General features: G+C 70.6%; 21 protein-coding genes and 1 riboswitch. Of the genes, 6 read left to right on the top strand and 15 right to left on the bottom strand.

Going from position 1 to position 25,073, the window contains the following annotated elements:
- Nucleotides 1-8: 8 nt before the first annotated feature.
- Complete coding sequence (locus tag JIG36_RS21810) at nt 9-2,651, bottom strand: AAA domain-containing protein (RefSeq protein ID WP_203378183.1); 2,643 nt, start codon at nt 2,649-2,651, stop codon at nt 9-11.
- 525 nt (nt 2,652-3,176) lie between these two features.
- Between JIG36_RS21810 and JIG36_RS21805 the strand changes: the two genes are divergently transcribed.
- A complete protein-coding gene (locus JIG36_RS21805; RefSeq protein ID WP_203378182.1) occupies nt 3,177-4,103 on the top strand; it encodes an aminoglycoside phosphotransferase in 927 nt (308 codons plus the stop codon).
- A 91-nt stretch (nt 4,104-4,194) separates the two neighbouring features.
- On the opposite strand, the gene JIG36_RS21800 is transcribed toward JIG36_RS21805, so the two are convergent.
- Complete coding sequence (locus tag JIG36_RS21800; RefSeq protein ID WP_307872842.1) at nt 4,195-4,605, bottom strand: MarR family winged helix-turn-helix transcriptional regulator; 411 nt, start codon at nt 4,603-4,605, stop codon at nt 4,195-4,197.
- Nucleotides 4,606-4,673: 68 nt separating this feature from the next.
- On the opposite strand from JIG36_RS21800, the gene JIG36_RS21795 reads away from it, so the two are divergent.
- On the top strand, nt 4,674-5,249 hold the full coding sequence (locus JIG36_RS21795) for a YbhB/YbcL family Raf kinase inhibitor-like protein (RefSeq protein WP_203378181.1): 576 nt from the start codon (nt 4,674-4,676) through the stop codon (nt 5,247-5,249).
- Between the two features lie 54 nt (nt 5,250-5,303).
- Here the strand turns inward: JIG36_RS21795 and JIG36_RS21790 are convergent, their stop codons facing one another.
- Complete coding sequence (locus JIG36_RS21790) at nt 5,304-6,728, bottom strand: glycine hydroxymethyltransferase (RefSeq protein WP_203378180.1); 1,425 nt, start codon at nt 6,726-6,728, stop codon at nt 5,304-5,306.
- 18 nt (nt 6,729-6,746) lie between these two features.
- Nucleotides 6,747-6,847, bottom strand: a riboswitch (ZMP/ZTP riboswitch).
- A gap of 145 nt (nt 6,848-6,992) precedes the next feature.
- Here JIG36_RS21790 and JIG36_RS21785 point away from each other — a divergent pair.
- Nucleotides 6,993-8,558 carry a cation:proton antiporter gene (locus tag JIG36_RS21785; RefSeq protein WP_203378179.1) on the top strand — a complete coding sequence of 522 codons (1,566 nt, stop codon included), beginning with the start codon at nt 6,993-6,995 and terminating at the stop codon, nt 8,556-8,558.
- Here JIG36_RS21785 and JIG36_RS21780 read toward each other — a convergent pair.
- Nucleotides 8,555-9,406, bottom strand: coding sequence for a LysR family transcriptional regulator (locus JIG36_RS21780; protein WP_203378178.1), 852 nt, complete (start codon nt 9,404-9,406; stop codon nt 8,555-8,557). The two genes, JIG36_RS21785 and JIG36_RS21780, sit on opposite strands and share 4 nt — an antisense overlap.
- A 231-nt stretch (nt 9,407-9,637) precedes the next feature.
- Here JIG36_RS21780 and JIG36_RS21775 point away from each other — a divergent pair, with 231 nt between their 5' ends.
- On the top strand, nt 9,638-10,441 hold the full coding sequence (locus tag JIG36_RS21775; protein WP_203378177.1) for an SDR family NAD(P)-dependent oxidoreductase: 804 nt from the start codon (nt 9,638-9,640) through the stop codon (nt 10,439-10,441).
- Between the two features lie 89 nt (nt 10,442-10,530).
- On the opposite strand, the gene JIG36_RS53305 is transcribed toward JIG36_RS21775, so the two are convergent.
- The 8 genes from JIG36_RS53305 to JIG36_RS21735 all read right to left on the bottom strand — a co-directional run bounded on the left by JIG36_RS53305 (nt 10,531) and on the right by JIG36_RS21735 (nt 20,562).
- Nucleotides 10,531-12,720, bottom strand: coding sequence for a glycoside hydrolase family 43 protein (locus JIG36_RS53305; protein WP_203378176.1), 2,190 nt, complete (start codon nt 12,718-12,720; stop codon nt 10,531-10,533).
- A 354-nt stretch (nt 12,721-13,074) separates the two neighbouring features.
- Nucleotides 13,075-13,911 carry a formylglycine-generating enzyme family protein gene (locus JIG36_RS21765; RefSeq protein ID WP_307872841.1) on the bottom strand — a complete coding sequence of 279 codons (837 nt, stop codon included), beginning with the start codon at nt 13,909-13,911 and terminating at the stop codon, nt 13,075-13,077.
- Between the two features lie 77 nt (nt 13,912-13,988).
- Entirely contained in the window at nt 13,989-15,404 is a 1,416-nt protein-coding gene (locus JIG36_RS21760; protein WP_203378174.1) for a sulfatase family protein, read from the bottom strand.
- Nucleotides 15,401-16,870 (bottom strand): sulfatase family protein, encoded by a 1,470-nt coding sequence (locus tag JIG36_RS21755; RefSeq protein WP_203378173.1) that lies wholly within the window; start codon nt 16,868-16,870, stop codon nt 15,401-15,403. Before JIG36_RS21755 ends, JIG36_RS21760 begins: the two co-directional genes overlap by 4 nt.
- Entirely contained in the window at nt 16,867-17,856 is a 990-nt protein-coding gene (locus tag JIG36_RS21750; RefSeq protein WP_203378172.1) for an aliphatic sulfonate ABC transporter substrate-binding protein, read from the bottom strand. The genes JIG36_RS21755 and JIG36_RS21750 overlap by 4 nt, the downstream gene beginning before the upstream one ends.
- Nucleotides 17,853-18,614, bottom strand: coding sequence for an ABC transporter ATP-binding protein (locus JIG36_RS21745; protein WP_203378171.1), 762 nt, complete (start codon nt 18,612-18,614; stop codon nt 17,853-17,855). The genes JIG36_RS21750 and JIG36_RS21745 overlap by 4 nt, the downstream gene beginning before the upstream one ends.
- Nucleotides 18,611-19,420 (bottom strand): ABC transporter permease, encoded by an 810-nt coding sequence (locus JIG36_RS21740; protein WP_203378170.1) that lies wholly within the window; start codon nt 19,418-19,420, stop codon nt 18,611-18,613. The genes JIG36_RS21745 and JIG36_RS21740 overlap by 4 nt, the downstream gene beginning before the upstream one ends.
- Nucleotides 19,417-20,562 (bottom strand): ROK family transcriptional regulator, encoded by a 1,146-nt coding sequence (locus JIG36_RS21735; protein ID WP_203378169.1) that lies wholly within the window; start codon nt 20,560-20,562, stop codon nt 19,417-19,419. The genes JIG36_RS21740 and JIG36_RS21735 overlap by 4 nt, the downstream gene beginning before the upstream one ends.
- A 193-nt stretch (nt 20,563-20,755) precedes the next feature.
- Here JIG36_RS21735 and JIG36_RS21730 point away from each other — a divergent pair, with 193 nt between their 5' ends.
- Nucleotides 20,756-21,751: an intradiol ring-cleavage dioxygenase gene (locus JIG36_RS21730; protein WP_203378168.1), complete on the top strand. Its 996-nt coding sequence runs from the start codon at nt 20,756-20,758 to the stop codon at nt 21,749-21,751.
- 167 nt (nt 21,752-21,918) lie between these two features.
- On the opposite strand, the gene JIG36_RS21725 is transcribed toward JIG36_RS21730, so the two are convergent.
- From JIG36_RS21725 to JIG36_RS21715, 3 genes are read right to left on the bottom strand one after another with little or no spacing between them, the layout of a single operon-like run.
- Complete coding sequence (locus JIG36_RS21725; protein WP_203378167.1) at nt 21,919-23,145, bottom strand: SLC13 family permease; 1,227 nt, start codon at nt 23,143-23,145, stop codon at nt 21,919-21,921.
- Between the two features lie 9 nt (nt 23,146-23,154).
- Nucleotides 23,155-23,472, bottom strand: a complete 318-nt coding sequence (locus tag JIG36_RS21720; RefSeq protein ID WP_203378166.1) for an STAS domain-containing protein — start codon at nt 23,470-23,472, stop codon at nt 23,155-23,157.
- A 29-nt stretch (nt 23,473-23,501) separates the two neighbouring features.
- Nucleotides 23,502-23,915: an ATP-binding protein gene (locus JIG36_RS21715; RefSeq protein ID WP_203378165.1), complete on the bottom strand. Its 414-nt coding sequence runs from the start codon at nt 23,913-23,915 to the stop codon at nt 23,502-23,504.
- Nucleotides 23,916-24,253: 338 nt separating this feature from the next.
- On the opposite strand from JIG36_RS21715, the gene JIG36_RS21710 reads away from it, so the two are divergent.
- Nucleotides 24,254-25,069 (top strand): RNA polymerase sigma factor SigF, encoded by an 816-nt coding sequence (locus JIG36_RS21710; protein WP_203378164.1) that lies wholly within the window; start codon nt 24,254-24,256, stop codon nt 25,067-25,069.
- Nucleotides 25,070-25,073: the final 4 nt, after the last annotated feature.

Below are 25,073 nucleotides of genomic sequence, written 5' to 3'. Positions count from 1 at the left end.
CCGGCGAGTCACAGGGAGCTGGCTATTTCCAGAGCGGCCCGGCGCGGGTCGCCGCCCCAGCGGCTCGCGAAAGCGTCGTAAAGGCGCCAACCGGCCTGGGTCAGGGCGCGGCGACGGGCCAGGTGGGCCTCGGGACCGTCGGGGTGGGGTCCGCAAAGGACACCGAGCGGGGCCTCGGGCGGGCCGACGCAAAGGTCGATCGTCCAGCGGCCGACGGCGTACGCGGGCCGGGTGATCACGTCGAGGCGGTTCAGCTCGGTCGCCAGCTCGGCGGCCCAGCCCGTGCCGGCTGCGGGCAGAACCGCGAGCGGGGCCGAAGCGAGCGGCGACGCGGCGTACGCGAAGAAATCGCCGATCAGACCGGTGGGCTCGTCCAGCGCCGTCACCACGATCAACTTCCGCCGGGCCCGGGTGACCATGACGTTGAACAGGTTGGGATCGGCCACGAAACGACGCCGCCCGGGCGAGTCGTCGGCGCTCAGACCCAGCGAGACGATCACGACGTCGGCTTCGCTGCCCTGGAACGCGTGGACCGTGCCGACGCGCAGGCCCAGCTCCTCGATCCGCTCGACCGGGTACGCCTCGACCAGCGCCGCCTCCAGGGCGTCGGCCTGCGGGCGGAACGGGGAGATCACCCCGATTCCCCGTACGCCCGAAGCGGCCGTCTTCTCGACAAGCTCGAGCACCGCCGCGACCTCGTCCTCGGCCCGCACCACGTCGATCGCGTCGGCCCGTTCGGTGGCCGGAGTGCGGGTCAGCACGTCGAGCCGGTCGTTGTAGAAGCGCCGCGCCGAGAACCCGATCAGGTGCGGCACGCTGCGGTGATGCTCGGCCAGCCAGGTCGCCGGGGCGGCTCCCGCGGCCAGGTCGTAGGCGCTCACCCGCCGTACGTCGGTCCGCTCGTCCGCCCCGTGCCGCGCGAGCACCTCGGCCACGTCGACGTCGCTGACGAACGAGACGAACCGCAGCTGCCGCGGATCGCCGACCACCAGAGCGCGCCGGGCCCGGGCCAGCACCGGCGCCGCGCGCACCTGGTCCACATGGGACGCCTCGTCCAGCACCACCAGGTCGAACATCCCGGGCGCGGCGGGCAGCAGATCCTCGACGTCGGCGACCGTGCCGATCCAGAGTGGGAGAGCGCGTACCAACGGCCCGGCCTCGATCGTGGCGAGCAGTTCACGACGACGGTTGCGCCCGGCCCGCAACGCCGCGGCGAGTTCGGCGGCACCCCGGCGCGCGGCCCGGTCCCAGCGTTGTTGACTGCGCGCATCCCGGCGCATCGCGTCACCGACGGCCCGGGCCAGCTCACCCTCGGCCTCGTGCAGGCGAGCCCACCGCGACTCCAGGTCGGTGCCGCCGGTTGCGGCGAGGTGGGCGGCGGCACGCTGCGCGGCGGCCGCGGTCAGAGCTTCCCGTACGAGGGAAGGGTTGCCGAGCCGCCGCAACGTCCACCACCGGGCCAGGCCACCCCGGTCGAGCCGCGCCCGCGAACGCTCCAGATCGACGCCCTCTCGGAACGCGCCAGGCACCTCGGCGGTCAGCTCGGCGAGCCGGGGTTGCCAGTCCGGCAGCTCGGCCGCCCGTGATTCGAGTTCGAGGGCCCTCGTCAGTTCGAGGCGCAATTCCCGTACGGAACCCTGGGCCGTTCTGACCCTCGCCGCGTCGGCCCGCAACTCACCGTCGCTCGCGCCGTCGCCGAGCCCGGCGGTCAGCTCGGTGGCCAGGCTCTCCCGCCGGGCCGCGTCGCCGAACAGCACCGGAACCGGGCCCGGATAGCGTTCCAGCAGCCCGGCCAGCACCTCGGCGGCGTGCGGCGACTGGGTCGCGACCAGCACCGACCCGCCGCGGTGGACCACTTCGAGCGCGGCCGCGACGACGGCGTGGCTCTTGCCGTTGCCCGGCGGCCCCGAGACGACGGTGATCGGCGCCGTGCGCACCCGCCGCACCACTTCGGCCTGGGCCTCGCTCAACGGCAACGGCGACACCACGTCCGTACGGTCCTCTTCATGCTCCGGGCTCTCCCCGTAGAGCGCGGCCAGCGCCGTCCCGGTGAGGTCGCGGCCGGCCCAGCTGCGCAGACCGTCGGCGAGGCCGGCCCCGAACACGTCCCGCACCACATAGAGCGCGGCCTCGGGCACGAGCACGACCCGGTCGGTGGGGGCGCGGCGCCCGGTGGCCAGCGCGTCGACCGGCAACCCGGTCGCCTCGGCGGCCGACCACATCCAGGCCTTGCTGCCGGTCGCCTCGAGCCATCCCGGCCCGGCCAGCCCCGGCGCCGCCTCGAGCGCGGCGGCCAGGTCACGGTCCCCGATCAGCGGCGTGATCTCGATGTCCCCGGCCGGCACGACGCGGTAGCCGAGCAGCCCCCGTTCGAGCTGGACCGGCTGGCTCAGCAACGGCACCCGGATCTTGCGCGTCCTGCCCTCGACCTCGGCCCGCCCGACGAGCAGCCCCCAACCGCGGCGCAGAGGCCTTTCCTCGCGGTGCAGCACCCCGATCGCGGCGAGCCGGTTCGCCTCCTTGGTGCGCCCGACCCGCTCGGCGTCGTCGAGCCACACCAGCGGCTGCCCACCACGGCTGACGTCGAACTCGCGGTCACCCCCGGCCGGCGCGAGCTCGGCCAGCACTGCGAACACCCGCGACGGCTCCATCGAGCCCGAGGCTACGCGACCCGCACACTCCAGAACCGCCGGACCGCGCCCCCACCCGCCACCGTCGCCGCGTCACCCCGCCTTCGTCCCGCCGCCGCCCTTTTCGCCGGGCCGCCGTCGCCAGCTCCAGCCACCTTCCCCCGCGCCACCGCCACCGCTCCCCAGCAGCCGCCACCTCCTTTCCCGCGCCACCGCCGCCTTCGTCCTGTCGCGGCTGTTGTTGCCGGTCACCGCCGTCTTTCCCCCGTCACCACCACCGCTTCCATTGCGTCACGCCGCCTTTCGCCCGTCATCGCCTCTTCGCCGTAGCACCGCCCCCTGCCGCCACTTCCTCGTTTCGGCGCCGGCCTTTCGCCCGTCATCACGCCTTCGCCGTGCCACCGTCCCCTTCCTCGTTCCGGCGCCGCCCATTCCAGTCACCACCGCCGCCATCCGATGCAGCTACCTCCCACGCCACCACCTGCTTTCCAGTCACCGCCGCCCTCGTCTGCCTCTTTTCTTCGCGGCCTGCGTACTGTCGCCGGCGTGGAGGACTTCCAGCGGCCACGAGTGACCGACGCGCCCCGGGCCGTCCGGAATGCGGTCGTCCGGCTGCTCGGTGAGCCGTTGGCGGACGAGCAACCCGCCGACTCGGGTTTCACGCCGTCGATCGCGTCGCTGGTCACCGGTGCGGGCGGGAAGCGGCTCTTCATCAAGGCGACGCGCGACGAGGCGGGCGTCGTTCTGGCCGGCGTGACCGGTTCGCTCGGCCCACGGTTGGTGGGCAGCGCCTCGGCCGACGGCTGGTGGGTCGCCGCGTATGAGGTGGTCGAGGGCGATCCCGTGACACGGTGGGCGGCGGCGGATCTGCCTGAGCTGGTGACGGTCCTGCGGCGTACGCGGGAACTGCTCGACCCCTCCCCTGTCACGGGCACAACGCCGTACGCGGAAGCCTTTGTCCCTCGCCTTGGCACCTGGGCGGCGCTGAACCGTGAGCCCGGCGCCCGTCAGTGCGTGGAACACGTGCGCGACATCGCTTTGCCGGTCGACCTGCCGATCGGCCTGCTCGCAGATCTGGAGAGCCGCTGGCTGCCGGCGCTGTCCGGAGGCCGCGCCCGACACGACGCCGCCCTGCACCACGGCGATCTGCGGCGCGACAACTTCCTGCGGCGCCCCGACGGGCGGCTCGTCATCGTGGACTGGACCCACCTGTGGACCGCGCCCGGCTGGATGGACGTAGTGCGTCTGGCCCCCGACGTGGCCGCCTGCGGTCACGACCCCGAGCAACTACTGCTCTCCTGCTGGCCGGACGCGCCGCCCGACGCGGTGAACGTGGCGCTGGCCGGACTGGCCGGCCGAGCCTGGCGCGAATGGCACCTGCCCGGCCCGCGCCGGCTGCGCGACATGCAGCGTGAGCAGGGCCTGCAGACGTTGCGCTGGCTGGCCACCCGCCTCGGGCACGTCAGGGTGTGAGCCGCGGGTGGCGGGTCAGAGGCTGAGCCGCGGACACCGGCCCAGGGGTGAGCCGCGGACGCCGGCCCCAGGGTGAGCCGCGGACGGCGGGTCAGGGAGTGAGCTTTCGGATGATCGCCGGGATGCGGGCGACCAGCTCACGTTCCTCGGCGCCCAGCGTGGCCATGGCCTCGGCGATGCGACCGGCCCGGACCTGACGCTGCTCACCCAGCCGGGCGGCTCCGGCCCCGGTGACGGCCACCACCATCTGACGGCGGTCGTGCTCGGCCGGCGCGAGCGTGACCAGGCCCTGCGATTCCAGCAACCCGACCGTACGGGTCATCGACTGATGCTTGACCCGCTCCCGGCGGGCCAGGTCGGCGATCGACAGCGGGCCCTCCCGCACCAGGTGGCCCAGCGCCCCGGCCTGCCCGGGCGGCATCGTCTCGTACGCCCGCACCTGGCGCACGAAGTCACCGACGGCCGCCCGCAGGTCCTCGGCGATCTCCATGTCGTCACTCACTGGCCGAACTCTACAGCAATGCTGTACTTTTCCGTTGTACAGCGAGACTGTAGAACTGGAGTGCATCGATGGCTTACGACCCGTACGAACTGGCTTTTCCGGCTCTGGCCTTCACCCTGACCAGCACGGACTTCGAGGCGGGCGGCGCGCTCCCCCGCGACGCCTATGCGAACGAGGGCAATCAGTCCCCGCAGCTGGGGTGGGCCGACCTGCCCGCCGGCACACGCAGCCTGGTCGTGACCGCCTTCGACGCCGACGCCCCGATCCCGGGTGGCCTCTGGCACTGGATCGTCAAGGACATCCCGGCGACCGCGACCGGCCTGGCCCACAACGCCGCGGCCGCCCTTCCCGGCCGCGCCCGCCACGTGCCGAACGACCTGGGCGTGGCGGGCTATTCGGGCGTCAACCCGCCCGCCGGCACCGGCACACACCGGCTCTTCCTCTGCGTGACGGCCCTGAGTGTCGACACGCTCGACGTTCCGGACGGGCAGTCGTTGGCGATGTTCAACATCAGCCTGCTGCCGCACACCCTCGGCCGGGCCGTTCTCGTCGCCACCAGCACCGCTCCGTCGGCGTCGGCGTCGGCGTCGGCGTCGGCGTCGGCGTCGGCGTCGGCGTCGGCGTCGGCGTCGGCGTCGGCGTAGAAAAAATCCCGCAGGCTCCGGGAAAGGAGCCTGCGGGACGGCGAACGAAAGAGATCAGCCCAGGTCGACCGTGGGGTAGAGCGGGAAGCCGGCCAGCAGCTCGTGGGCCTGCTTGTGCACGCGGTCGGAGACGGCCGGGTCGAGGTGGAACTTGGCCTTGGAGGTCGCGTCGGGAGTGGTTCCGGCGAGGACCGTGTGGATCAGCTCGGCGATCTGGTCCATCTCGGCCACGCCCAGGCCCCGGGAGGTCAGGGCGGGGGTGCCGATGCGGATGCCCGAGGTGTACCAGGCGCCGTTCGGGTCGTTCGGGATCGCGTTGCGGTTGGTGACCACGCCCGAGTCGAGCAGGGCCTGCTCGGCCTGGCGACCGGTCAGCCCGAACGGGTGCACGTCGATCAGCACCAGGTGGTTGTCGGTGCCGCCGGAGACCAGCTGCACACCCCGCTTGAGCAGGCCCTCGGCCAGCGCCTGGCTGTTGGTGACGATCTGCTGGGCGTAGGTGGCGAAGGACGGCTGCCGGGCCTCGGCGAACGCGATCGCCTTGGCCGCCATGACGTGGGCGAGCGGGCCGCCGAGCACCATCGGGCAGCCACGGTCGACCTGGTCGGCCAGCTCGGGCTGGGCGAAGACGGCGCCACCGCGCGGGCCGCGCAGCGACTTGTGGGTGGTCGTGGTGACGATGTGGGCGTGCGGGAACGGGCTGAAGTCGCCGGTGAAGACCTTGCCCGCGACCAGACCGGCGAAGTGCGCCATGTCGACCATGAACGTCGCGCCCACCTCGTCGGCGATCTCGCGCAGCGTCGCGAAGTTCACCTTCCGGGGGTACGCGGAGTAGCCGCCCACGATGATCAGCGGCTTGAACTCGCGGGCGGTGTCGCGCAGGGCCGCGTAGTCGATCTGGCCCGTCGCCGGGTCGACACCGTACGAGCGCTGGTCGAACATCTTGCCCGAGATGTTCGGGCGGAAGCCGTGGGTGAGGTGGCCGCCGGCGTCGAGGCTCATGCCGAGCATGCGCTGGTTGCCGAAGGCCTGCCGCAGCTCGGCCCACTCGGCGTCGGTCAGGTTGTTGATCTGGCGCTTCTCGAACTTCTTGAGATACGGCACCTCGACCCGGTCGGCCAGGACGGCCCAGTAGGCGACCAGGTTGGCGTCGATGCCGGAGTGCGGCTGCACGTACGCGTAGGGCGCGTCGAACAGGGCCTTCGCGTGCTCGACGGCGACCGACTCGACGGTGTCGACATTTTGGCAACCGGCGTAGAAGCGGCGCCCGATCGTGCCCTCGGCGTATTTGTCGGAGAGCCAGTTGCCCATGGCCAGCAGCACGGCCGGCGAGGCGTAGTTTTCGCTCGCGATCAGCTTGAGCGACTCACGCTGGTCGTTCAGTTCCTTGGCGATCGCGTCGGCGATGCGGGGCTCGACGGACCGGACCACCTCGAGGGCGGAGCGGAAGGCGTGCGATTCGGCGTTCAGCTCGGACATGGGACCTCTCTATCACTATGCAGAGGCCCAGGCGCACGGCAGGTCGCCGCCGAATGTCTCGACGTCGGAGCCGCTCCCCGATGGTTGACCACCTTGACGCGCCAGTCACGGCCCGTCGCTGAGCATACCGGCGGAGGATGGCCGGAGCACACCCGTCGGCTCCTGCGAGGTCTCCCACAACCTGGCCGCGAGTTCCCCGCCGGACGATGATTTCGTCCCCGGTCGGCCCGGTCGAGCCTTGATCCGTTCATTAATCTGATCGGCGTGAACGGCGTACAGATCCTGCTCATCATCGGTCTGGGCATCTTCGTGTCGTCGATGGCGAAACGCCGCGGCGTCGAACCCGGCATGATCATCGTGGTGCTGGCGGCGGCCGCGTCGTTCATTCCCGGGGTGCCGCGCCTCGAGCTGGAGAGCGAGGTCATCCTCGCGATCGTCATCCCGCCGCTGCTCTACTCGGCCACCCGCGGCGCGTCGTTCGCCAACTTCGGGGCCAACATCCGGGCGATCTGGGCCCTCGGCGTCGTGCTGGTCGCGGTCACCTGCGGCGCGCTCGGGTTCCTCTCGTCGTGGCTGCTGCCCACGCTCGGGCTGTCGGTGGCGTTCGTGCTGGGTGCGGTGCTCGCCCCGCCCGACACGATCACGACCGTCTCGCACGGCGACGAGATCGGACTGCCGAAACGGGTCACCTCGATCCTCACCGGCGAGAGCCTGGTCAACGACGCGACCGCGCTGACCCTGTTCAGCATCGCCGTGGCCGCGGTCAACGGCGAGCACACGACCTGGCAGGGCGGCATCGTCGAGTTCCTCCGTACGGCGTCGATCGGCGTCGGCATCGGTGCCCTGTTCGCGTATTTCGCCCTCCGGATCCGCAAGCGGCTGCGCAACCCGACCCTCGAGACGTCCCTGGTGCTGCTCGTGCCGTTCACGGCGTTCCTGGCCGCCGAGGAGGTGCACGCCTCGGGCATCCTCGCGGTGGTCATGGCCGCGTTCTCGATCAGCGTGAACCTGACGCTCGACCCCCAGCACCAGTACCCGGGCGCCTACAAGACCCGCCTGCAGGAGGAGCAGGTCTGGAAGGTGCTCGACTTCCTGCTCGAGACGTTCGTGTTCGCGTACATCGGCCTGCAGTTGAAGTTCGTCCTGGAGGAGCTGTACGAGTCGGAGGACCCCGGCCTGATCCGCACGCTGGTGGCGGCCGGTGTCCTGCTGGTCGCGGCGATCGTGATCCGGCTGGCCGGCGTCTACTTCCTGTTCGGGCGCTGGCAGCTCAAGGAACGCGGAACACAGCGCCGGGTCGAGCAGGACGTCTATTTCCGGGCCCGCTACCAGCGCTGGCGGGAACGCCACGAGCGCAATGGCGGGGTGCCGCTGCCCGCGCCGACCACCCGGGAGACGCTGCTGGTCGGGTGGACGGGCATGCGCGGCATCCTCACGCTGGCCGCCGCGGCCTCGATCCCCGAGCACACCGCGTCCGGCGCCGAGTTCCCGGGCCGCGACGCCATCCAGGCCATCGCGCTGTTCGTCACCCTCGGCACGCTGCTGATCCAGGGCACGACGATCGGCTGGCTGGCCCGCAAACTCAAGTTCGACCTGAGCGCCGAACGGGCCGAGACCGAGCAGCTGCGCGAACGCGCCCGCCAGATCGCGGCCGACGCGGCCGCCCAGCCCGCGGCCGACATCGACGCGTCGTTCGAGGCGCAGCGACTGGCCGTGGGCAAGGCGGTGCACGACCGCACCCTGCCCGAGGAGATCGCCCGCGAACTCATCGAGGACATCGACCTGCGCCAGGCCGCCCGCCACACCGCGCCCCCGACGGGCGCCGCCTAACCGGTCGGGAGCACCGCCGCGGCGTGCCGCACGAAGCGGGCCACCGCCGGCGAACGCTCGTCCTCCCGCCAGGCCAGGCGGAGTTCGGCCGGTGACAGGTCGTTGACGGGCACGACGACCACGCCTGGCTGGGCGGCGACGGGCAGGGCGCTCGACACGAAGGCGACCGCCCGGCCCAGCCGGACCACGGCCAGCAGCTGGAGCATGTCGTTGACCTCGGGCCCGGCGACCGAACCGGGGAAGCCCAGCCAGAACTCGCGCTCGGCCGGTTGATCGGTCGCCCAGACCACCACCGGAACGCCGGCGAGGTCATCCCGGTCGAGCACGTCGCGGCCGGCCAGCGCGTGCCCCTCGGGCAGCAGCGCCACCCGCGGCTCGACGGCGAGCACGTCGCTGTCCAGACCCCGGCGGTCGAATCCGCCCCGGATCAACGCCAGGTCGGCCTCGCCCGTACGCAGGCCGTCGGTCTGTGTCCGCCAGTCGGCGACCACGGCCGTGGAACCCTCGAACTCCCTGGTCAGCCGCTCGACCACGGCCACGTCGCAGCCTCGGGCGCTGACCCGCAGCCGGTCGTCGCCGGCCGCGACCCGCCGGGCCCGGCCGACCGCCCGGGTGACCCGCCGATCGATCTCGCGGGCCTCGTCGAGCAGCACGCGCCCGGCCTCGGTCGGCTCGACGCCACGGTGCCCGCGCACGAGCAGCGGCACGCCGACCTCGGCCTCGAGCGCGCGGATCGCCCGGGACAGCGCGGGCTGCGTCATCTCCAGCCGCTCAGCGGCGGCGGTGATGGCACCCTCGTCGGCGACCGCCACCAGGTAACGCAGGCGGCGCAGATCCAGGTCACTCATCTCATCCCCCGTTCGCTCGCCACGCATTCCCAGCCCGCTGCTCCCGAGCGCTGCCATGCCTTCCGAACATCGCAAGCATGCCGTGGGCTCCCTACCCGGCGGCGACGCCCAGCAGCTGCCATGCCTTCCGAACATCGCAAGCATGCCGTGGGCTCCCTACCCGGCGGCGACGCCCCGCACCAGACTCAAGTCTGCCCGGCCGGCACATCACCATCAAAGGGGAGAAATCACATGAGCAAGAAGGCGGTAGTCACCGCTGGAACGGCCGGTCTGGGTTACGAGATCGCCCGCGGTCTGGCCGGCGCCGGCTACGCGGTCACGCTGGTGGCCCGCGACCCGGCCCGCGGTCAGGAGGCCGCCGAGCGGCTGGGGGCCCGGTTCGTGGCGGCCGATCTTTCGTCCCTCGCCGAGGTACGGCGACTGGCCGGGCGACTGGCGGCCGACGGCCCGCTCGACCTGCTGGTCAACAACGCGGGCGGCATGTGGGTCGACCGCTGGGAGACCACCGACGGGATCGAGGGCAGCTTCGCCCTGAACCACCTCACGCCGTACATGCTGACCACCACCGTCCCGATGGCCGACCCGAGCCGGATCGTACAGGTGACGTCGTCGGCGATGATGGCCGCGACACCGGTCTTCGCCGAGGTCGACCTGCCCGGCGAGTACTACGGTCTGGCCGTCACCGGCCGGGCCAAGCTGGCGAACCTCGCATGGTCGCTGGACGTGGCCGGCGATCTGCACCGGCGCGGGATCACGCTGGTGCTGGCCGACCCTGGCCCGGCCGCCACGCCGAACGCGGCCGCGATGGCCGAGCGCATGCTCCCCCCGGCGATGCGTCCGATGTGGAGCTCGATCCAGGAGGGCGTGAAGCGACCGGTCACCGAGGCCGCCGCGGCGGTGATCCGGGCCGCCACCGCCGAGGCCGGCCCCGGCACGATCTTCGGCCCCACCGGCGAGCCCGACGATTCGCTGCGGGCCCACGTCACTCCCGAGATCACTGCCGCCGTACGGAAATTGACCGCAGCGGTGCTCTGAGCCTTGGTGAGGGCCGCCCCCAAGCGGCCCCCACCAGGCTCCCCCAACGCCCGGGCGCCTCGGGCTCCCCGCCCCGGCGCCCGGGCCGGTCAGCCCACCGCGTACGTGCGGACGTAGTCGAACCGCCCCGTCGCGCCCGTGCCGCCCATCGCGACCACACCGATCCGCAGCGGCCGCGGCATCGTCCACGCGGCGCCCCACTCCCAGGTCACGCCGTCGCGGCTGGAGGCCATGCGGGCCACGCCGTCGCGGTAGAGCACGCGCAGCCACATGGTCGCCGGGGCCGGACCGCCGAACGACGGACCCGACGTGACCGCGTTGTTCGAGACGCGGCGGTCCTCCTTCGTGAACTCGGTCTGCTGCAGGAACGTGTTCGCGATCCCGTTGAGCGGCAGCACCGAGTGGGCGAGCTTCACGAACCGGTCGTCATGGTCATAGAGGACGAGCCCGGCCTGCTGATTCCCCCGTACGCCGTCGAACTGCAGCTTGGTCTCGACGACGAACGGCCCGGCCGGCGCGTCGCGCAGCAGCACACCGGCGCTGTTCGACCCCAGCGCGAGATCGCCGGCCTGCGTGGGCCGCACGAGGGAACCGCCGCTGACCGTGGCCGTGGCGTCGGGCCGGACCCAGCTCCAGCCCGCGTTCGGGGCGGTGCCGTTGAACTCGTCCGAGTACGCCGGGAGCAACGCCCCCACCCGCGGATCGGCGACCAGCTGCGTGACCGGCGTGTAGAGCGGCGCGGCACCGAGGTTGTCCACATCGGCTGGTCCCGTACGGGAAACCGCTCCCAACCGCCCACCCGTGAACGAGGCCGGCAGTGTGACCGACACCGTCGCCACGTCTTGCAGCAGCCGGTCGGCCGAGACCGTGACCACCAGCGAGTTCCCGCGCCGGGTCAGCACGATCGTGTGCCACGACTGGTAGTTGAAGGTGGCCGGCAGCGCCTGCGAACCCGACACCGCGCCGTCCACGACCAGCCGCTTCGACGCGCTGTCGAGCCAGGCGGTGACCGGCCCGTACGAGATGCCGGCCGCCGTTCCCCGCACGTCACCCTCGACCCGCACGTTGCCACTCACCGAGCCCGCGCTGAGCGAGGTCGCCGCGCCGGTGGCCGTGAGCAGGCCGCCCGACCACGTGAAGCCACCCGTGAACCCGGCCGCCCCCAAGTCGAAGGTGCTGCCCACGGTCCACGACGTGACGGGCGCGGTCTCGGCGGTTCGCGACGGGCCGGCCCCCGCCCGTACGGTGGGCCAGCCGTTGATCCAATCGAGCCGGTCGATCATCAGGGGCCGTTTGGTGAGGTTGAGCGTCGCGCCGTTGGCCCCCGTGACCGGCGGGAAGTCGGGGTCGTTCTGCGGGATGGCGTGGTAGACCAGCCAGTCCTGCCCGGCCAGGTCGGTGACCAGCGAGTTGTGTCCCGGCCCGACCCAGCCGTTGCCGGTGGCCGCCAGCACGTTGCCGTCCTTGCTGGTCAGGTCGGTGAGCCGCACCCCGGTGGGCGTGGTGAACGGCCCGAGGGGCGAGGTGGCCCGGCCGACCTTGACGGTGTAACCGCTGAACGCGCCGTCGCAGCAGCCACCGTCCGAATAGAACAAATAGTAGTAGCCGCCGCGGTGGACGACGAAGCCGCCCTCCATGCGCCGCCCGTGGCCGATCTGGGTGACCGCGCCCGAGATCGCGGTGCCCTCGGCGTTCATCCGCGCCACGCAGATCGTGTCGTAGCTGCCCCAGTAGAGGTAGTAGGACCCGTCGGTGTCGGTGAACATCGCCTGGTCGATCGCGCCGGTCGGGCAGCCGCTGGCCGCGGGCAGGATCTGGCCGCGGTCGGTCCACGGCCCGTTCGGCCCCGGGCTGGTGGCGAGCCCGATGCCGCCGACCGACAGCGAGTAGGTCAGCCGGTAGGCGTTGTTGTAGTACCGGATGTCGGGCGCCCACGGCCGGGTGCCGGCCGGCCACCAGCTCGGTTTGGCGGTGAGCGGGAAGACGTCACCCGCGTACGTCCAGTGCACGAGGTCGGTCGAGCTGAGCGTCGGCAGGATGTGTTCGCCGGTCTCGCCGCGACTGTTGAAGATCGGGTTGGTGGTGCCGTAGGCCCACCACTTGCCGTCCTTGCCCTTGATGACCGCCGGGTCGGGGAAGGTGTCGACGGTGCCGGCGCTGACCGGGTTGGTGTAGGTAGCGGCGGCGGGCTGGGCGGCTCCGGCCGGGCTCGGCGCGACGGCGAAGGCGGCGATGATCAAGACAAACAGCCAGAGTGTGGTGGTGCGGGTGCGGGCCATCCGTGGCTCCCGGGGACGAGGGGAATCGGGTCGGAACGCTAGCGGCGACGGGCGGGGCTTGGGGGCGCCCCTGTGGATAAGTCGCCAGTGTGGATAACTCGGCCATCGACCCCGCACCTCTTTAGGGTGGAGGCCCCCTGGTCGGGTGGGCCGGGCAAGTTGGAGGTGATCATGGGCCGGACACGTTGCGGGTGATCATGGGCTGGACACGTTGCGGGTGATCATGGGCTGGACACGTTGACGGCGGTCGAGGACGAGCACGTTGCGAACGGGCAAATCAGGTCGATCCTTGGCCGGCAAAACAGGGACAGATCATGAAGGGGCGAACAGGGACGATCGACGGGAGTAGCGGGATCAGAGGGCGACCGTACGAAAGCCCGTATTGCCGGTCGAGGAATCGGGAGTGTTCGACGAGCGGGCCGCATTGCGGTAGCGATTGCAGTACGAGTCGTGGCACAGGTAGGAGCCACCGCGGATCACGCGTGCGGCGCCCAGCGAAGGGCCCTGCGGATCATCCACAGGGGACATCGCGTAGTACCGGGGTGAGAACCAGTCGGCACACCACTCCCACACGTTGCCGATCGGCTGGTAGAGACCGTATTCGTTGGGTGCGTACGAGCGGGCCGGCGCCGTGGTCACCCAACCGTCGTCGGCCGTGTTCTCGGTCGGGAACGTGCCCTGCCAGATGTTGCAGGCCCACTCCGGCGGCAGGTCGTCACCCCAGGGGTAGCGGAGTGACTCCCGGCCGCCCCGGGCCGCGCATTCCCATTCCGCCTCGGTGGGCAGCCGCCGGCCGGCCCACGTGCAGTAGGCCTGTGCGTCGTTCCAGCTGACATGCACCACCGGGTGGTCATCGAGAGCCGTCGTGGACGGGCCGCCGGGGTGGGCCCAGTCGGCTCCGGAGACGCCCAGCCACCACGGCGTCCCGGCCATGCTGCCGACCACGTGGTCCGCGTCCGAAGAAGAAACAACCGAATGGAACACGGCCGACCAGCCGAACGCCTCGGCCTCGGTGCGGTATCCGCTGTCCGACACGAACGCCCGGAAGTCGGCCACGGTCACGGTGGTGGCGTCGATCTGGAACGGCGATACCCGTACGGGATGGACCGGCTCTTCGCCGTCGGGGCGGGCGCCGTCACCGGAGGCGTCACCCATCGCGAACGTCTGCCCGGGCACGGACGCCTGCGGCACCGGATGCCGACCCCGGCGGGTGGGAGCGACGACGCCGGACGGGCCGCGCGAAGAGGCCGACGGGCTGCAGCAGGCGCTCATGACGTCACCGGCCGGGGCTGGCTCGGGTGTGGCTTGTCCCCGAGGCGGGCCTGCTCGTTCCACATCGCCACGGTCAGTTCCTCCCGGATTCCCGCGTACGCCGGATCGTCGTACACGTTGCGCACCTCGGCCGGGTCGACGAGGAGGTCGTAGAGCTCCCACTCGGGCGGGTAGGTCCCCCAGCCGCAGCCGGGCAGGCCCATGCCGTCGTTGTAGAAGTAGATCAGCTTGTAGCGCGATGTCCGGTAGCCGTAGTGCGCCGGCGCCTTGTGGAACACGTCGTCGTGCTCCCAGTAGCGGTAGTAGACGCCCTCGGCCGGCTCGTATGATCCGTCGGTCAGCAGCGGCCAGAAGCTGCGGCCCTGCATGCGCGGGTGGGCGGGCACCCCGGCCGCTTCGAGCAGCGTCTGCGCCCAGTCCACGTTGGTGACCATCTCGCCGACCACGCCGGGGGCGACCCGGGCCGGGTACGACAGGACGAGCGGCATGCGCAGCGATTCCTCGTACATGAAGCGCTTGTCGAACCACCCGTGGTCGCCGAGGAAGAAGCCCTGGTCGGAGGCGTAGATCAGCAGGGTGTCGTCAAAATCTCCCCGCGTACGCAGGAAGTCGGTCACCCGGCCCACGTTGTCGTCGACCGAGTCCACGCAGCGCAGGTAGTCCTCCATGAACCGCTGGTACTTCCAGAGCGCCTCCTCCTCGTACGACAAGCCGTCCGGCGGCGGAACCTTCAGGTCTTCGAGCGTGAGGTGTTCGGCGATCCGCATGGCCGCTCGACGGGCCGACGACGTACGGGTCGCGTAGTCGTCGTCGAACGTGGGCGGCAGGGGGATCGGATCGACGTAACGGCCGGCGAAGGAAGGCGGCGGAACCCACGGCCGGTGCGGCGCCTTGTGATAGATCAGCACGCAGTACGGATCGTCCGCCGGCAGCGACGAGATCCAGTTGAGGGCCAGGTCGGTGATGACGTCGGTGGCATAGCCCTCGACCACCCGCTTGCCCGATTTATCCAGGAAGACCGTGTCCACGTAGTCACCCTGGCCGATCAGCACATCCCAGTAGTCGAAATGCTGCGGGTCGTGCCCGGGGCCGTCGCCCATGTGCCACTTGCCGACCATCGCGGTGCGGTAGCCCGACGAGCGCAGCGCGCTGACGAAGCTCGGCTGGGCCGCGTCGATCGGCGTGACCAGGGTCGTCACGCCGTTGACGTGGCTGTAGGTGCCGGTCAGGATGCTGGCCCGCGACGGCGAGCACAGCGAGTTGGTGGCGAAGCAGTTGTCGAAGCGCCGGCCGAGCTGGGCGATCTCGTCGATCCGGGGCGTCGTGTTGACCCGGGACCCGTACGCCGAGATCGCGTGGGCGGCATGGTCGTCCGTGAGGATCATGACGATGTTCGGCCGGCGCCCGCTCATCGGTACGACGCCTCGTCGAGCCCGCTCAGGGTCGGGTCGTGGTCCACCGTGCCGACGTCGTACATCGAGGTCATCCAGTGGTAGAACCGGTCGTCCCGCTCGACCAGCAGGGTGTAGAGCCGCCGCATCATCCGCCCGCGCACCTCGGCCATCTCCGGGTGGTGATAGATGTTGAGAAGTTCGTCGGGGTCGCGGAGAAGGTCGTAGAGCTCGTTGGTCGAGTCCGGGTTGACGACCAGTTTGTAGCGGTCTTCGCGGAGCATGCGCTGCGGATAGGGGAAGTGGTGGCCGTGGAACTCGGCCACGATGTCCCGCTGCCATTCGGGCCGCTCACCCCGCACGAGCGGGACGAGGCTACGGGAGTCGACCGCGGCCTCCGCCGAGACGCCGGCCAGGTCGAGGATCGTCGCCGTGCAGTCCAGCAGCGAGACGAACTCGTCCCGGACCTGCGGCGGCGCTCCCGGGATCCGGACGATGCCCGGCGTGCGATAGATGTCCTCGTACATGGCCGGCCCCTTGTCGTGCAGCCGGTGGGCCCCGGTGAACTCCCCGTGGTCACACGTGAAGAACACCGTGGTCTCGTCGGTCAGGCCGAGCCGGTCGACCTCGTCGAGGATCCGCCCGACCTGCTCGTCGATCATCATCACGTAACCCCAGTAGACCGCGATCAGCTTGCGCGTGACCTCGATCGGCATGGTGTCGAACGTCCAGTGGGCGCTGTAGTTGCGCTGCACCGGCGGCTTGCCCTCGAACGTCTCGGCGATCGACTTCGGCAGCTCGACCGTCTCCGGATCGATCATGTCGAAGTACTCGTCGGGGACGATGTACGGCAGGTGCGGCCCGAAGAAGTGCGTGGCCAGGTAGAAGGGCTTCGAAGGATCAGCCGCGTAGCGACGCAGCATCTCGATCGTCCGGGTCGCCATGTAGTACTCGAAGGTCGCCTCGATCGGCTGTTGCAGGCGGGCGGCGAGCAGATTCCCGGGGCCGCCGTTGGGCAGCGTCCCGCGGATCCGGTCGGTGATCTCGTACGGGGGAAGGTCGTTCTCCTTGAGATACGCCCGGTAGTCCTCATGATCGACCGGGTTGTGCCAGCCCGTGAGGTGGGGGCCGTCGAACCCGTAGTCGGCCGGGGCCTTGATCGTGCCGGCGTGCCACTTGCCGATCAGGCCCACGTTGTAACCCTGCTCGCGCAGCGCGACCGGGAAGGTGAACGTGCCGTCCGGCAGGTCCTCCTGGTAGCCGACGTTGCGTTCGTGGTTGGCCAGCACCTTGTGCCGGAACGGCGCCTGCCCGGTGAGCAGGCTGGCCCGGGCCGGTGTGCAGATGGCGGTCGGGGTGTACCACCGGTCGAATCGGGTCCCGGTCGCCGCCAGGCGGTCCAGGTGGGGCGTACGGACCTGGGTGTTGCCGTACGCCCCGAGCGTGTCGACCCGGTGCTGGTCGGTCATGAGGAAGAGGAAGTTCACTTCGATGCTGCTCCAGTGAAGACGGAACCGAGGTAGTAGGTCGAAGGGTCCGGGTTGTCGGGAAGCTTCTTGGCGCCGACGAAGTAGTCGCCCATGCCCTTCAGCCACTTGTCGACCGTGCCGTCGGCCGTGTAGCCGTCCAGTGTCTTGGAGTCGAGCATCTTGCTGTTGGCGGCGTCCGCCTTGACCGCGTCGGCCGGCTGCTTGAGCAGGCCCGCGGTGAGCTCGACGGCCTTGTCGTGGTTGGCCGCGCGGAAGTCCATGGCCTCGCGCAGCACCTGCACGACCTTGGTGACGGTGTCGGCCTTGCCGCTCACGGCCTCGTTGCCGGCCACGAACGCGGTCGGGAAGGAGACGCTGTCGGCGAAGTCCTCGTTCTTGGCCAGTTCGACCAGGTCCGGCTTCTTCTGCTTGATGTTGTTGAGCAGCGGGTACCAGATGCCGGCGGCGTCGATCTGGCCCGACGCGAACGCCGAGACGATCGTGGCCGGGTCCATCGGGACGCGCTGGATGTCGGTCGCGGACAGGCCGGCCTTCTCCAGCGCCAGGGTCAGGATCATGTCGCCCGAGGTGCCCTCGGGGACGCCGACCTTCTTGCCCTTGAGCTGGGCGAGGTCGGTGATGCCGGGCTGCGCGATCACCCGGTCGGCGTTGCCGAGCGAGTTCAGCGCGACGATCTTGGCCTTGCCGGAGGCGGGCAGCCAGACCGCGCCCGGGCCGATGTAGCCGAAGTCGAGGTCGCCGGCGTTGATCGCGGTGATCTGCAGCGGGCCGTTGGTGAAGACCTTGGTGCTGACCTCGATGCCGTGTTTCTCCCACAGCTTCTGGTCGTCGGCGACGGCCAGCAGGCTGGCGCCGTTGAAGTCGGCGATGTACCCGAAGTTGACCTTCGTGGTGCCACCGGACGATTCGTTGTCATCGGATGATCCGCACGCGGCCACGGTGAGAAGAGAGGCCGCCGCGAGGGCGGCGAGAAGACGTTTCATGCAATTGGCTCCTGGTGATAGACGGCGCTCCACACGCGATTGCGCAGCGCCGTGAAGGCGGGACTGAGCCGCAGTTCTTCGGTACGGGGGTAGGGCAGGTCGACGTCGACGATCTCGACGATCCGGCCGGGCCGGGCCGCCATGACGACCACCCGGTTGGCGAGGAAGACCGCCTCGTCGACGTCGTGGGTGATGAAGACGACGGTGCGTTTCTCCTGGCTCCAGGTCTGGAGCAGCTGTTCCTGAAGACGTACGCGGGTGAGGGCGTCGACCGCGCCGAAGGGCTCGTCCATCAGCAGGATCGACGGGTTGACGGCGTAGGCACGGGCGATGGCGCAGCGCTGTTTCATGCCGCCGGAGAGCGTGCGGGGCAGCGCGTCGGCGAAGTCGTGCAGGCCGACCAGGTCGATGAAGTGCTGGGCCCGTTCGCGCCGCTCGTCGCGGCCCACGCCGGCCGTCCGCAGTCCGAACTCGACGTTCTTGCGGACGGTGAGCCACGGGAAGAGGGCGTACTGCTGGAAGATCACGCCGCGGTCGGGCCCGGGACCGGTGATCTCCTTCTCCCGTACGAGGGCCTGACCGCTGGTCGGCGTCTCGAGCCCGGCCAGGATGTTCATGACCGTGGTCTTGCCGCAGCCCGAGGGCCCGACGACGGTGACGAACTCGTTGTCGGCGATGTCGAGGTCGACGCCGCCCAGCGCGACGAACTCGCCGCCCTTGATCGGGAAGGTCTTCCGGACGTTCTGAATGGTGATCATCGGCGCTCCTGCCAGTTCGTCAGACGGCGCTCGGCGAGGAGCAGCACGCGGTCCATCAGCAGGCCGAGCACGCCGATGCTGATCAGGCCCACGAAGATCGTCGGGAGGTCGTAGTAGAGCTGCGCGCTCTGCATGCGGTAGCCCAGGCCCTGCTGCGCGGCGATCAGCTCGGCCGCGACCAGCGTGGCCCAGGACGAGCCGAGGCCGACCCGCATGCCGACGAGGATGAACGGCGTGGAGGCCGGCACCACGACGCGGGCGAAGATCGTGCCGTCCTTGGCGCCCAGCACCCGGGCCGCGTTGATCAGCGTCTTGTCGACGTTGACGACGCCCTGGAAGGTGGCGATGACGCAGGCCAGGAACGAGGCCAGGAAGATGACGAAGATCTTCGGGGTCTCGCCGATGCCCATCAGCACCACCGCCAGCGGGATGATCGCGAGCGGCGGGATCGTGCGGAAGAACTGCACCCAGGGCTCGAGCAGGCCGCGCGCCACGCCGTACCAGCCCATGAGGAAGCCGACCGGGATGGCGAGCGCGACGCCGAGCACGAACCCGGCGAGCACCCGGCCGAGGCTGGCCAGCACGTCGTCGGCCAGGGTGCCGTCGGCGATCAGCTCGCCTCCGCGCTTCAGCACCTCGGGCGGCGCCGGGATGTCGAAACCGGTGAGCGAGAAGCCCCACCACACCCCGACTCCGAGCACCACCGACAGGGCGTTCCACAAAGACTTCGGTACGCCGCGACGACGGCGCTCCGGGGGCGGCGGGCTGCCGGTGGTCACCTCGGTGTCCACCTGGACGACGGTCATGACAAGCTCCCAGGGGTTCGGGGGGCGGGATAGTCGGCGAGCAGTGGGGACTGCAGGAAACAAGCGGTGATGGCGCCGCGGGCGCCGTCGTCGTCACCGAGCCGGGCGGCCCGGATCAGCGGGCCGGCCCCGAGCGGGATCATCTCGGCCGCGATGACGGCCCCGGCCCGGGTCACGATGCCGGGCACGGCGAACGGCAGCGGACCGCCGATCACGATCAGTTCAGGATTGAGAATCAGGGCGGCGTCGGCGAGCACGCGGCCGAGCGCGTCGGCGACCCGGTCCATCGCCGCGCGGACCCGCGGCTCCTCCCGCCGGAGCGCCAGTTCACCCAGGTCGCGCACGCCGGCGGCGGCCAGCGCGGGGCGCACCGCCGCGACCGTCTCGAGGCAGCCGCGCTTGCCGCAGCGGCAGGCCCCACCGGCCGGGTCGACCTTGACGTGGCCGAACTCGCCGGCCGCGCCGCCCGCACCGGAGACCAGCCGGCCGCCGACGACCAGGCCGCCGCCGATGCCGTCGGCTAGGCGCACATAGAGGACGTCGGCCGCCTCGGCCTCGCCGCTGGCCTCGGCGAGCGCGGCGAACCGGGTGTTGTTGTCGACGATCACCGGCGCCGCGAAGCGGGCCGAGAAGGCGGCCAGCACGTCGGCCCGGGAGCCGCCGGCCGGATAGGGACCGGCGACACCGACCCCGATGCCCTGCAGCGCGGAGAGGATGATGCCCTGCTCGCGGGCGACCCGGTCGATGAGGTCGACGCCGGCCGCCAGCCGCAGCGGCCACGAACTGCCCGGTGGATATTCCTCCACAGCGCTCGCGATGACCTCGTGGGCGGCGTCGGCGACCGCGACCCGGACCCGGGTGTGCCCGAGGTCGACCCCGAGGAACTGGCCGGACCGAGGATCGAGCGCGAGCAGTTCGGCCGGGCGGCCGCTGCCGGCCCGGTCGCGGGCATCGGTATTGACGACCACGATCGCGCCGCGTGCGAGAAGGTCGCCAGTTATTTCGGAAAGAGTCGTGCGTGAAAGGCCCGATCGGGCCGCGATCTGGGCCCGGCTGAGCCCGCCGCGCTCGCGCAGAATCGCCAGCACGCGCTCCTCGTGAGCACGCCTGACCAGCGCATGTACGCCTTGAGAACCGGACACGTCGCCACCGTAGGCGCGCCTCTATTTTTCCGTCAACAGTCCGACAGAATTATCTCTCCTATACCGGTAGGAGAACTTCCCCTGTAACAGGCCTGTCATGCAGGGGTGAGGGACAGCGAACTCAAAGCAAATCCACAAGAACCGGACTTACGGTGACTTTCAAGCGTGCGGCAACACGATGAGGAGCGAACCGATGGCACAGGACCCCAGACCGGCTTATGAGGGACGACGGCTCCCCCGGCCCGACGAGGAGGTCGTCGACCAGGGGCTCGGGTTCGACCTGGCCACGCTGGCCAGCCGGCGGCACGTGCTGCGCGGGGTGGGCCTGGGCGCCGCGGTGCTCGGGCTGGCCGCCTGCAGCAGCAACAACGACACGACCTCGTCCTCCTCGTCGTCCACGGCGGCGTCCTCGTCGACCTCCACCGGCGAGATCCCGGACGAGACGGCCGGTCCCTATCCGGGCGACGGGTCGAACGGGCCCGACGTGCTGGAGCAGAGCGGCGTGGTCCGCAGCGACATCCGGTCCAGCTTCGGCACGGCCAGCGGCACCGCTCAGGGCGTCCCGATGACCCTCGAGCTGACGATCCTGGACATGGCGAACAACGACGCGGCGTTCAAGGATGTCGCCGTCTATGTGTGGCACTGCGACCGCGAGGGCCGCTACTCGCTCTACACCGAGGGCGTCACCGACCAGAACTACCTGCGCGGCGTCCAGATCGCCGACGCCTCCGGCAAGGTCAAGTTCACCAGCATCTTCCCCGCCTGCTACACCGGCCGGTGGCCGCACATCCACTTCGAGGTCTACCCGGGCCAGGCCGACATCACCGACTCGACCAAGGCCATCGCCACCTCGCAGGTCGCGCTGCCCAAGGACGTCTGCGACAAGGTGTACGCCACCACCGGTTACTCGTCGTCGGTGAGCAACCTGAGCCAGATCACCCTGGCCTCGGACAACGTGTTCGGCGACGACGAGGCGGCCCTGCAGACGGGTGCCGTCTCGGGCGACGTCTCCAGCGGGTTCGCGGTCACCCTGACCGTCAAGGTGGACACCACGACCACCCCGAGCGCAGGCTCGGCGCCCGGCGGCGGTGGCCCTGGCCAGGGCGGCACCCCGCCCAGCGGCGCCCCCGGCGGTGGCGGCCCGGGCCAGGGCGGGACCCCGCCCAGCGGCGCTCCGCCGGCCAACTAAGTTCCGTAACCTGTTTTACTTGCCTGTAACAAAGGTATCGACAAGACTGACTACGTCGGACGCACCCCGTCGCCGAATCCCCCACCGGATCACCTCGGCCGTTCCCCGGACCGATACCGGCGCGGCGACGAGGGTGCGCTCCTGTCTTCTAGCCCATGAGCTTTTTTCTAGCCCATGACCTTGAGGCCCAGCCACAGCGCCACCACGCCGACGAGTAGCGCCACGGGCACGGTCAGCACCCCGAGCTTGAGGAAGTCCCGCGGGTCGGGCGCCGCGTCGTGGGTGTGCAGGATCTGCCGCCAGAGCAGGGTCGCCAGCGAACCCACATAGGTCAGGTTCGGACCGACGTTCACCCCGATCAGCATGGCCAGCAGCAGTCCCGGCTTCGCCTCGACCACGGGCAGCAGCGCCAGCGTGGCCGGCAGGTTGTTGAGCAGATTGGCCAGGGCGGCGGCCAGGAACGCGACGGCCAGCAGGCCGAGCAGGTCGGCGTGGTCGGGAACGATCGCGCCGAGCAACCTCTCCAGGCCGTGCTGCTGCACCGCCAGCACCACCACCCCGAGGGCCAGCACGAACGCGCAGAACGGCAGGTTGGCCTCGCGGATCAGGGTGGCCGGCGGCACCCGGTGGGGCACGGCCAGGAAGAGCGCGCCGGCCACGGCGACCCAGGCCGGGTGCACGCCGAAAGGCTGAGCGACGGCGAAACCGGCCAGCGTCACGGCCAGCACGATCAGCGCGTACCGGGGTGCCGGGCCGTTGCCGCCGTCGGGCCTGGGCTCCTCCCGCACCCGCAGGTCGCCGCGGAAGTAGAGCCGGAACACGAGGTATTCGGCGACGATCACCGCGAGCCAGGGCAGCGTCATCAGGGCAGTGAAGCCGAGGAAGGTCAGGCCGCTGGCGGCGAACGCGAGCAGGTTGGTCAGGTTCGAGACGGGCAGCAGCAGCGACGCCGAGTTGGCCAGGTGGGCCGAGGCGAACGAGTGCGGGCGGGCACGGGCGCCCACGCGGACCGCCGTGGCCAGCACAACCGGGGTCAGCAGCACGACGGTCGCGTCCAGGCTGAGGAGCGCCGTGGTGAGCGAGGCCGCGACGAAGACCGCCGCCAGCAGCCGCTTCGGGTCACCGCCGCCGATGCGGGCCGCGACCCTTCCCGCGTACGAGAAAACGCCGTGCTCGGCCGCCAGATGCGCGAGCACCAGCACCGCGGCGAGGAAGCCGACGGTCGGCCCGAGCTCGCGGAACTCGGCCCCGGCGTCGCCCGGGGACACCAGGCCGAAGGCGATCGCGAGGCCGGCCGCGGGCACGGCCGCCACCGCCTCGGGCAGACCCCGCGGCCGGATGACGGCGAACGCCAGCACGGCGACCAGCAGCACGGCCGCGGTGATCAGTTGCACCGCCGCAGGTTACGAGCCGGACGGCTCCCGCGCACTGTCGAAGAGCGCCTGCGCGCCTGAGACGGTGAGCACACGCGCGACCCCGGCCTGAGCGCCGACTACCCGGAACCCGGCCTCGAGGGTGACCGCGGCGTTGTAGCCGTCGATCAGCGCACCGAGCGCCTCGGAGTCGATGAAGGTGACATCCGTGAGATCAACCGTGACGCCGGCCGGCCCGTCGAGCGCCTCGAGGATGGCCGCACGCAGGTCGTCGCGCGCGTTGATGTCCAGTTCGCCGCGGGGCCGCAGGATCGCCGCGGCCCGGCCGATCTGATAGGAGTCCGCCACGGGCGCATTTCTATCAGGCCCGGAGGGATTCAGCCCGGGAAGCTCGCCCAGACATGCTTGGTCTTCTCGGTCTGATACCAGCCGACATCGATCGCGAAGGTCTGCGTGAGCTGCAGTCCGAGGCCTCCGGCACCCAGCGGGCGATCCGCGTCGACCTCTGGGAGCGTGCCCAGATCGTGATCGGCGACGTCGAGGATGAGGTGGTCATCCTCGCGCAGCAACCGCACCTCGGTCGGCGGCAGGCCGTGCCGCAGCGCATTGGTCGCCAGCTCGGTCGCGACCACGGCCATCTTGTCGAAGAGGTCGTCGGTCTCGGCCGTCTGCCTCTCGATCGCCTCCCGCAATGCCGCCCGCAACTTGCGCAGCTCACCGAAGCTGTCGAGCCGCCACGCACGCAGCTCGACGGCGTCGGGATGGGGTGCCGTGGAGCTCAGCCTGGTCATGTCCCTCATCTTTTCCCGCTCAACAACGTTTGACACTGGCCCGGACAGGCCACTAGGTCAGCTGTACGGATTAATCCCTGGTGTGCGAGGGATCGACGGACGCCACTCGGCGAACAAGATCCTCTACGTATATTTGCTATCACGCAAAGTAACTCATACTTTCGGCTAGTCTTTCCTGGCCTTGTCGGCTAGGTTGGTCATAACCGAACGGCCAAGCGTGCGCGGTTGACGGTGATCCCATCGATCGCCGTCAGCCTGCAGATAGGGACACCCGACCGACCGGGTCCAGCTAGATCAGGACCGGCTCTCCGGACAGGTGCCAGGGAGGACCAACCGACATGACCGTCACCGAGACCAGCAGCAAGACGCAGACTGAGACGCTTCCGGCCGGGGCCAACGCGCCCGTCGACAGCGCCGCCGAATTGCTGAACGCGATGGCCGCGATGCCCGCCGGTCACCCGTCGCGCGCCTCACTGCGCGACCGGGCGATCGAGGCCTGGCTGCCCCTCGCCCGCCACCTCGCCCACCGCTACTCCGGCCGCGGCGAGCCCACCGACGACCTCGTGCAGACCGCCACGGTCGGCCTGATCAAGGCGGTCGACAAGTTCGACCCCGAGCGCGGCGTCGACTTCGCCGGCTACGCGATCCCCACCATCATCGGTGAGATCAAGCGCCACTTCCGCGACCGCACGTGGTCGGTGCGCGTGCCCCGCCGCCTGCAGGAACTCCGGCTGGCGATCACCGAGGCCAACGCAACCCTGACCCACTCGCTGGGCCGCTCCCCGACCGTCGCCGACGTCGCCACCCACCTGGGTGTCAGCGAGGAAGACGTGCTGGAGGGCCTGGAGGGCGCCCGCGCCTACAACGCCACCTCGCTGTCCACCCCGATCAGCGCCGACGGCACGACCGAGCTCGGCGACACGCTCGGCGGCGAGGACTACGAGTACGAGCTGGCCGAGACCCGCGTGGCCCTCGGCCCCGCCCTGGCCACGCTGGACGAGCGCGAGCAGAAGATCCTGACGCTGCGCTTCTACGGCAACCTGACCCAGTCGCAGATCGCCGACCAGATCGGCATCTCCCAGATGCACGTCTCGCGGCTGCTCACCAAGGCGCTGACCAAGCTGCGCGGCCAGCTCGCGGCCGACACCCTGTAAATCA

Origin of the sequence: Paractinoplanes ovalisporus, from assembly GCF_016834655.1 — a bacterium.
Taxonomy (GTDB): Bacteria; Actinomycetota; Actinomycetes; order Mycobacteriales; family Micromonosporaceae; genus Actinoplanes; species Actinoplanes ovalisporus.
The sequence above is the reverse complement of the archived record's forward strand: the minus strand, read 5'-3'. Positions and strand labels throughout refer to the sequence as shown.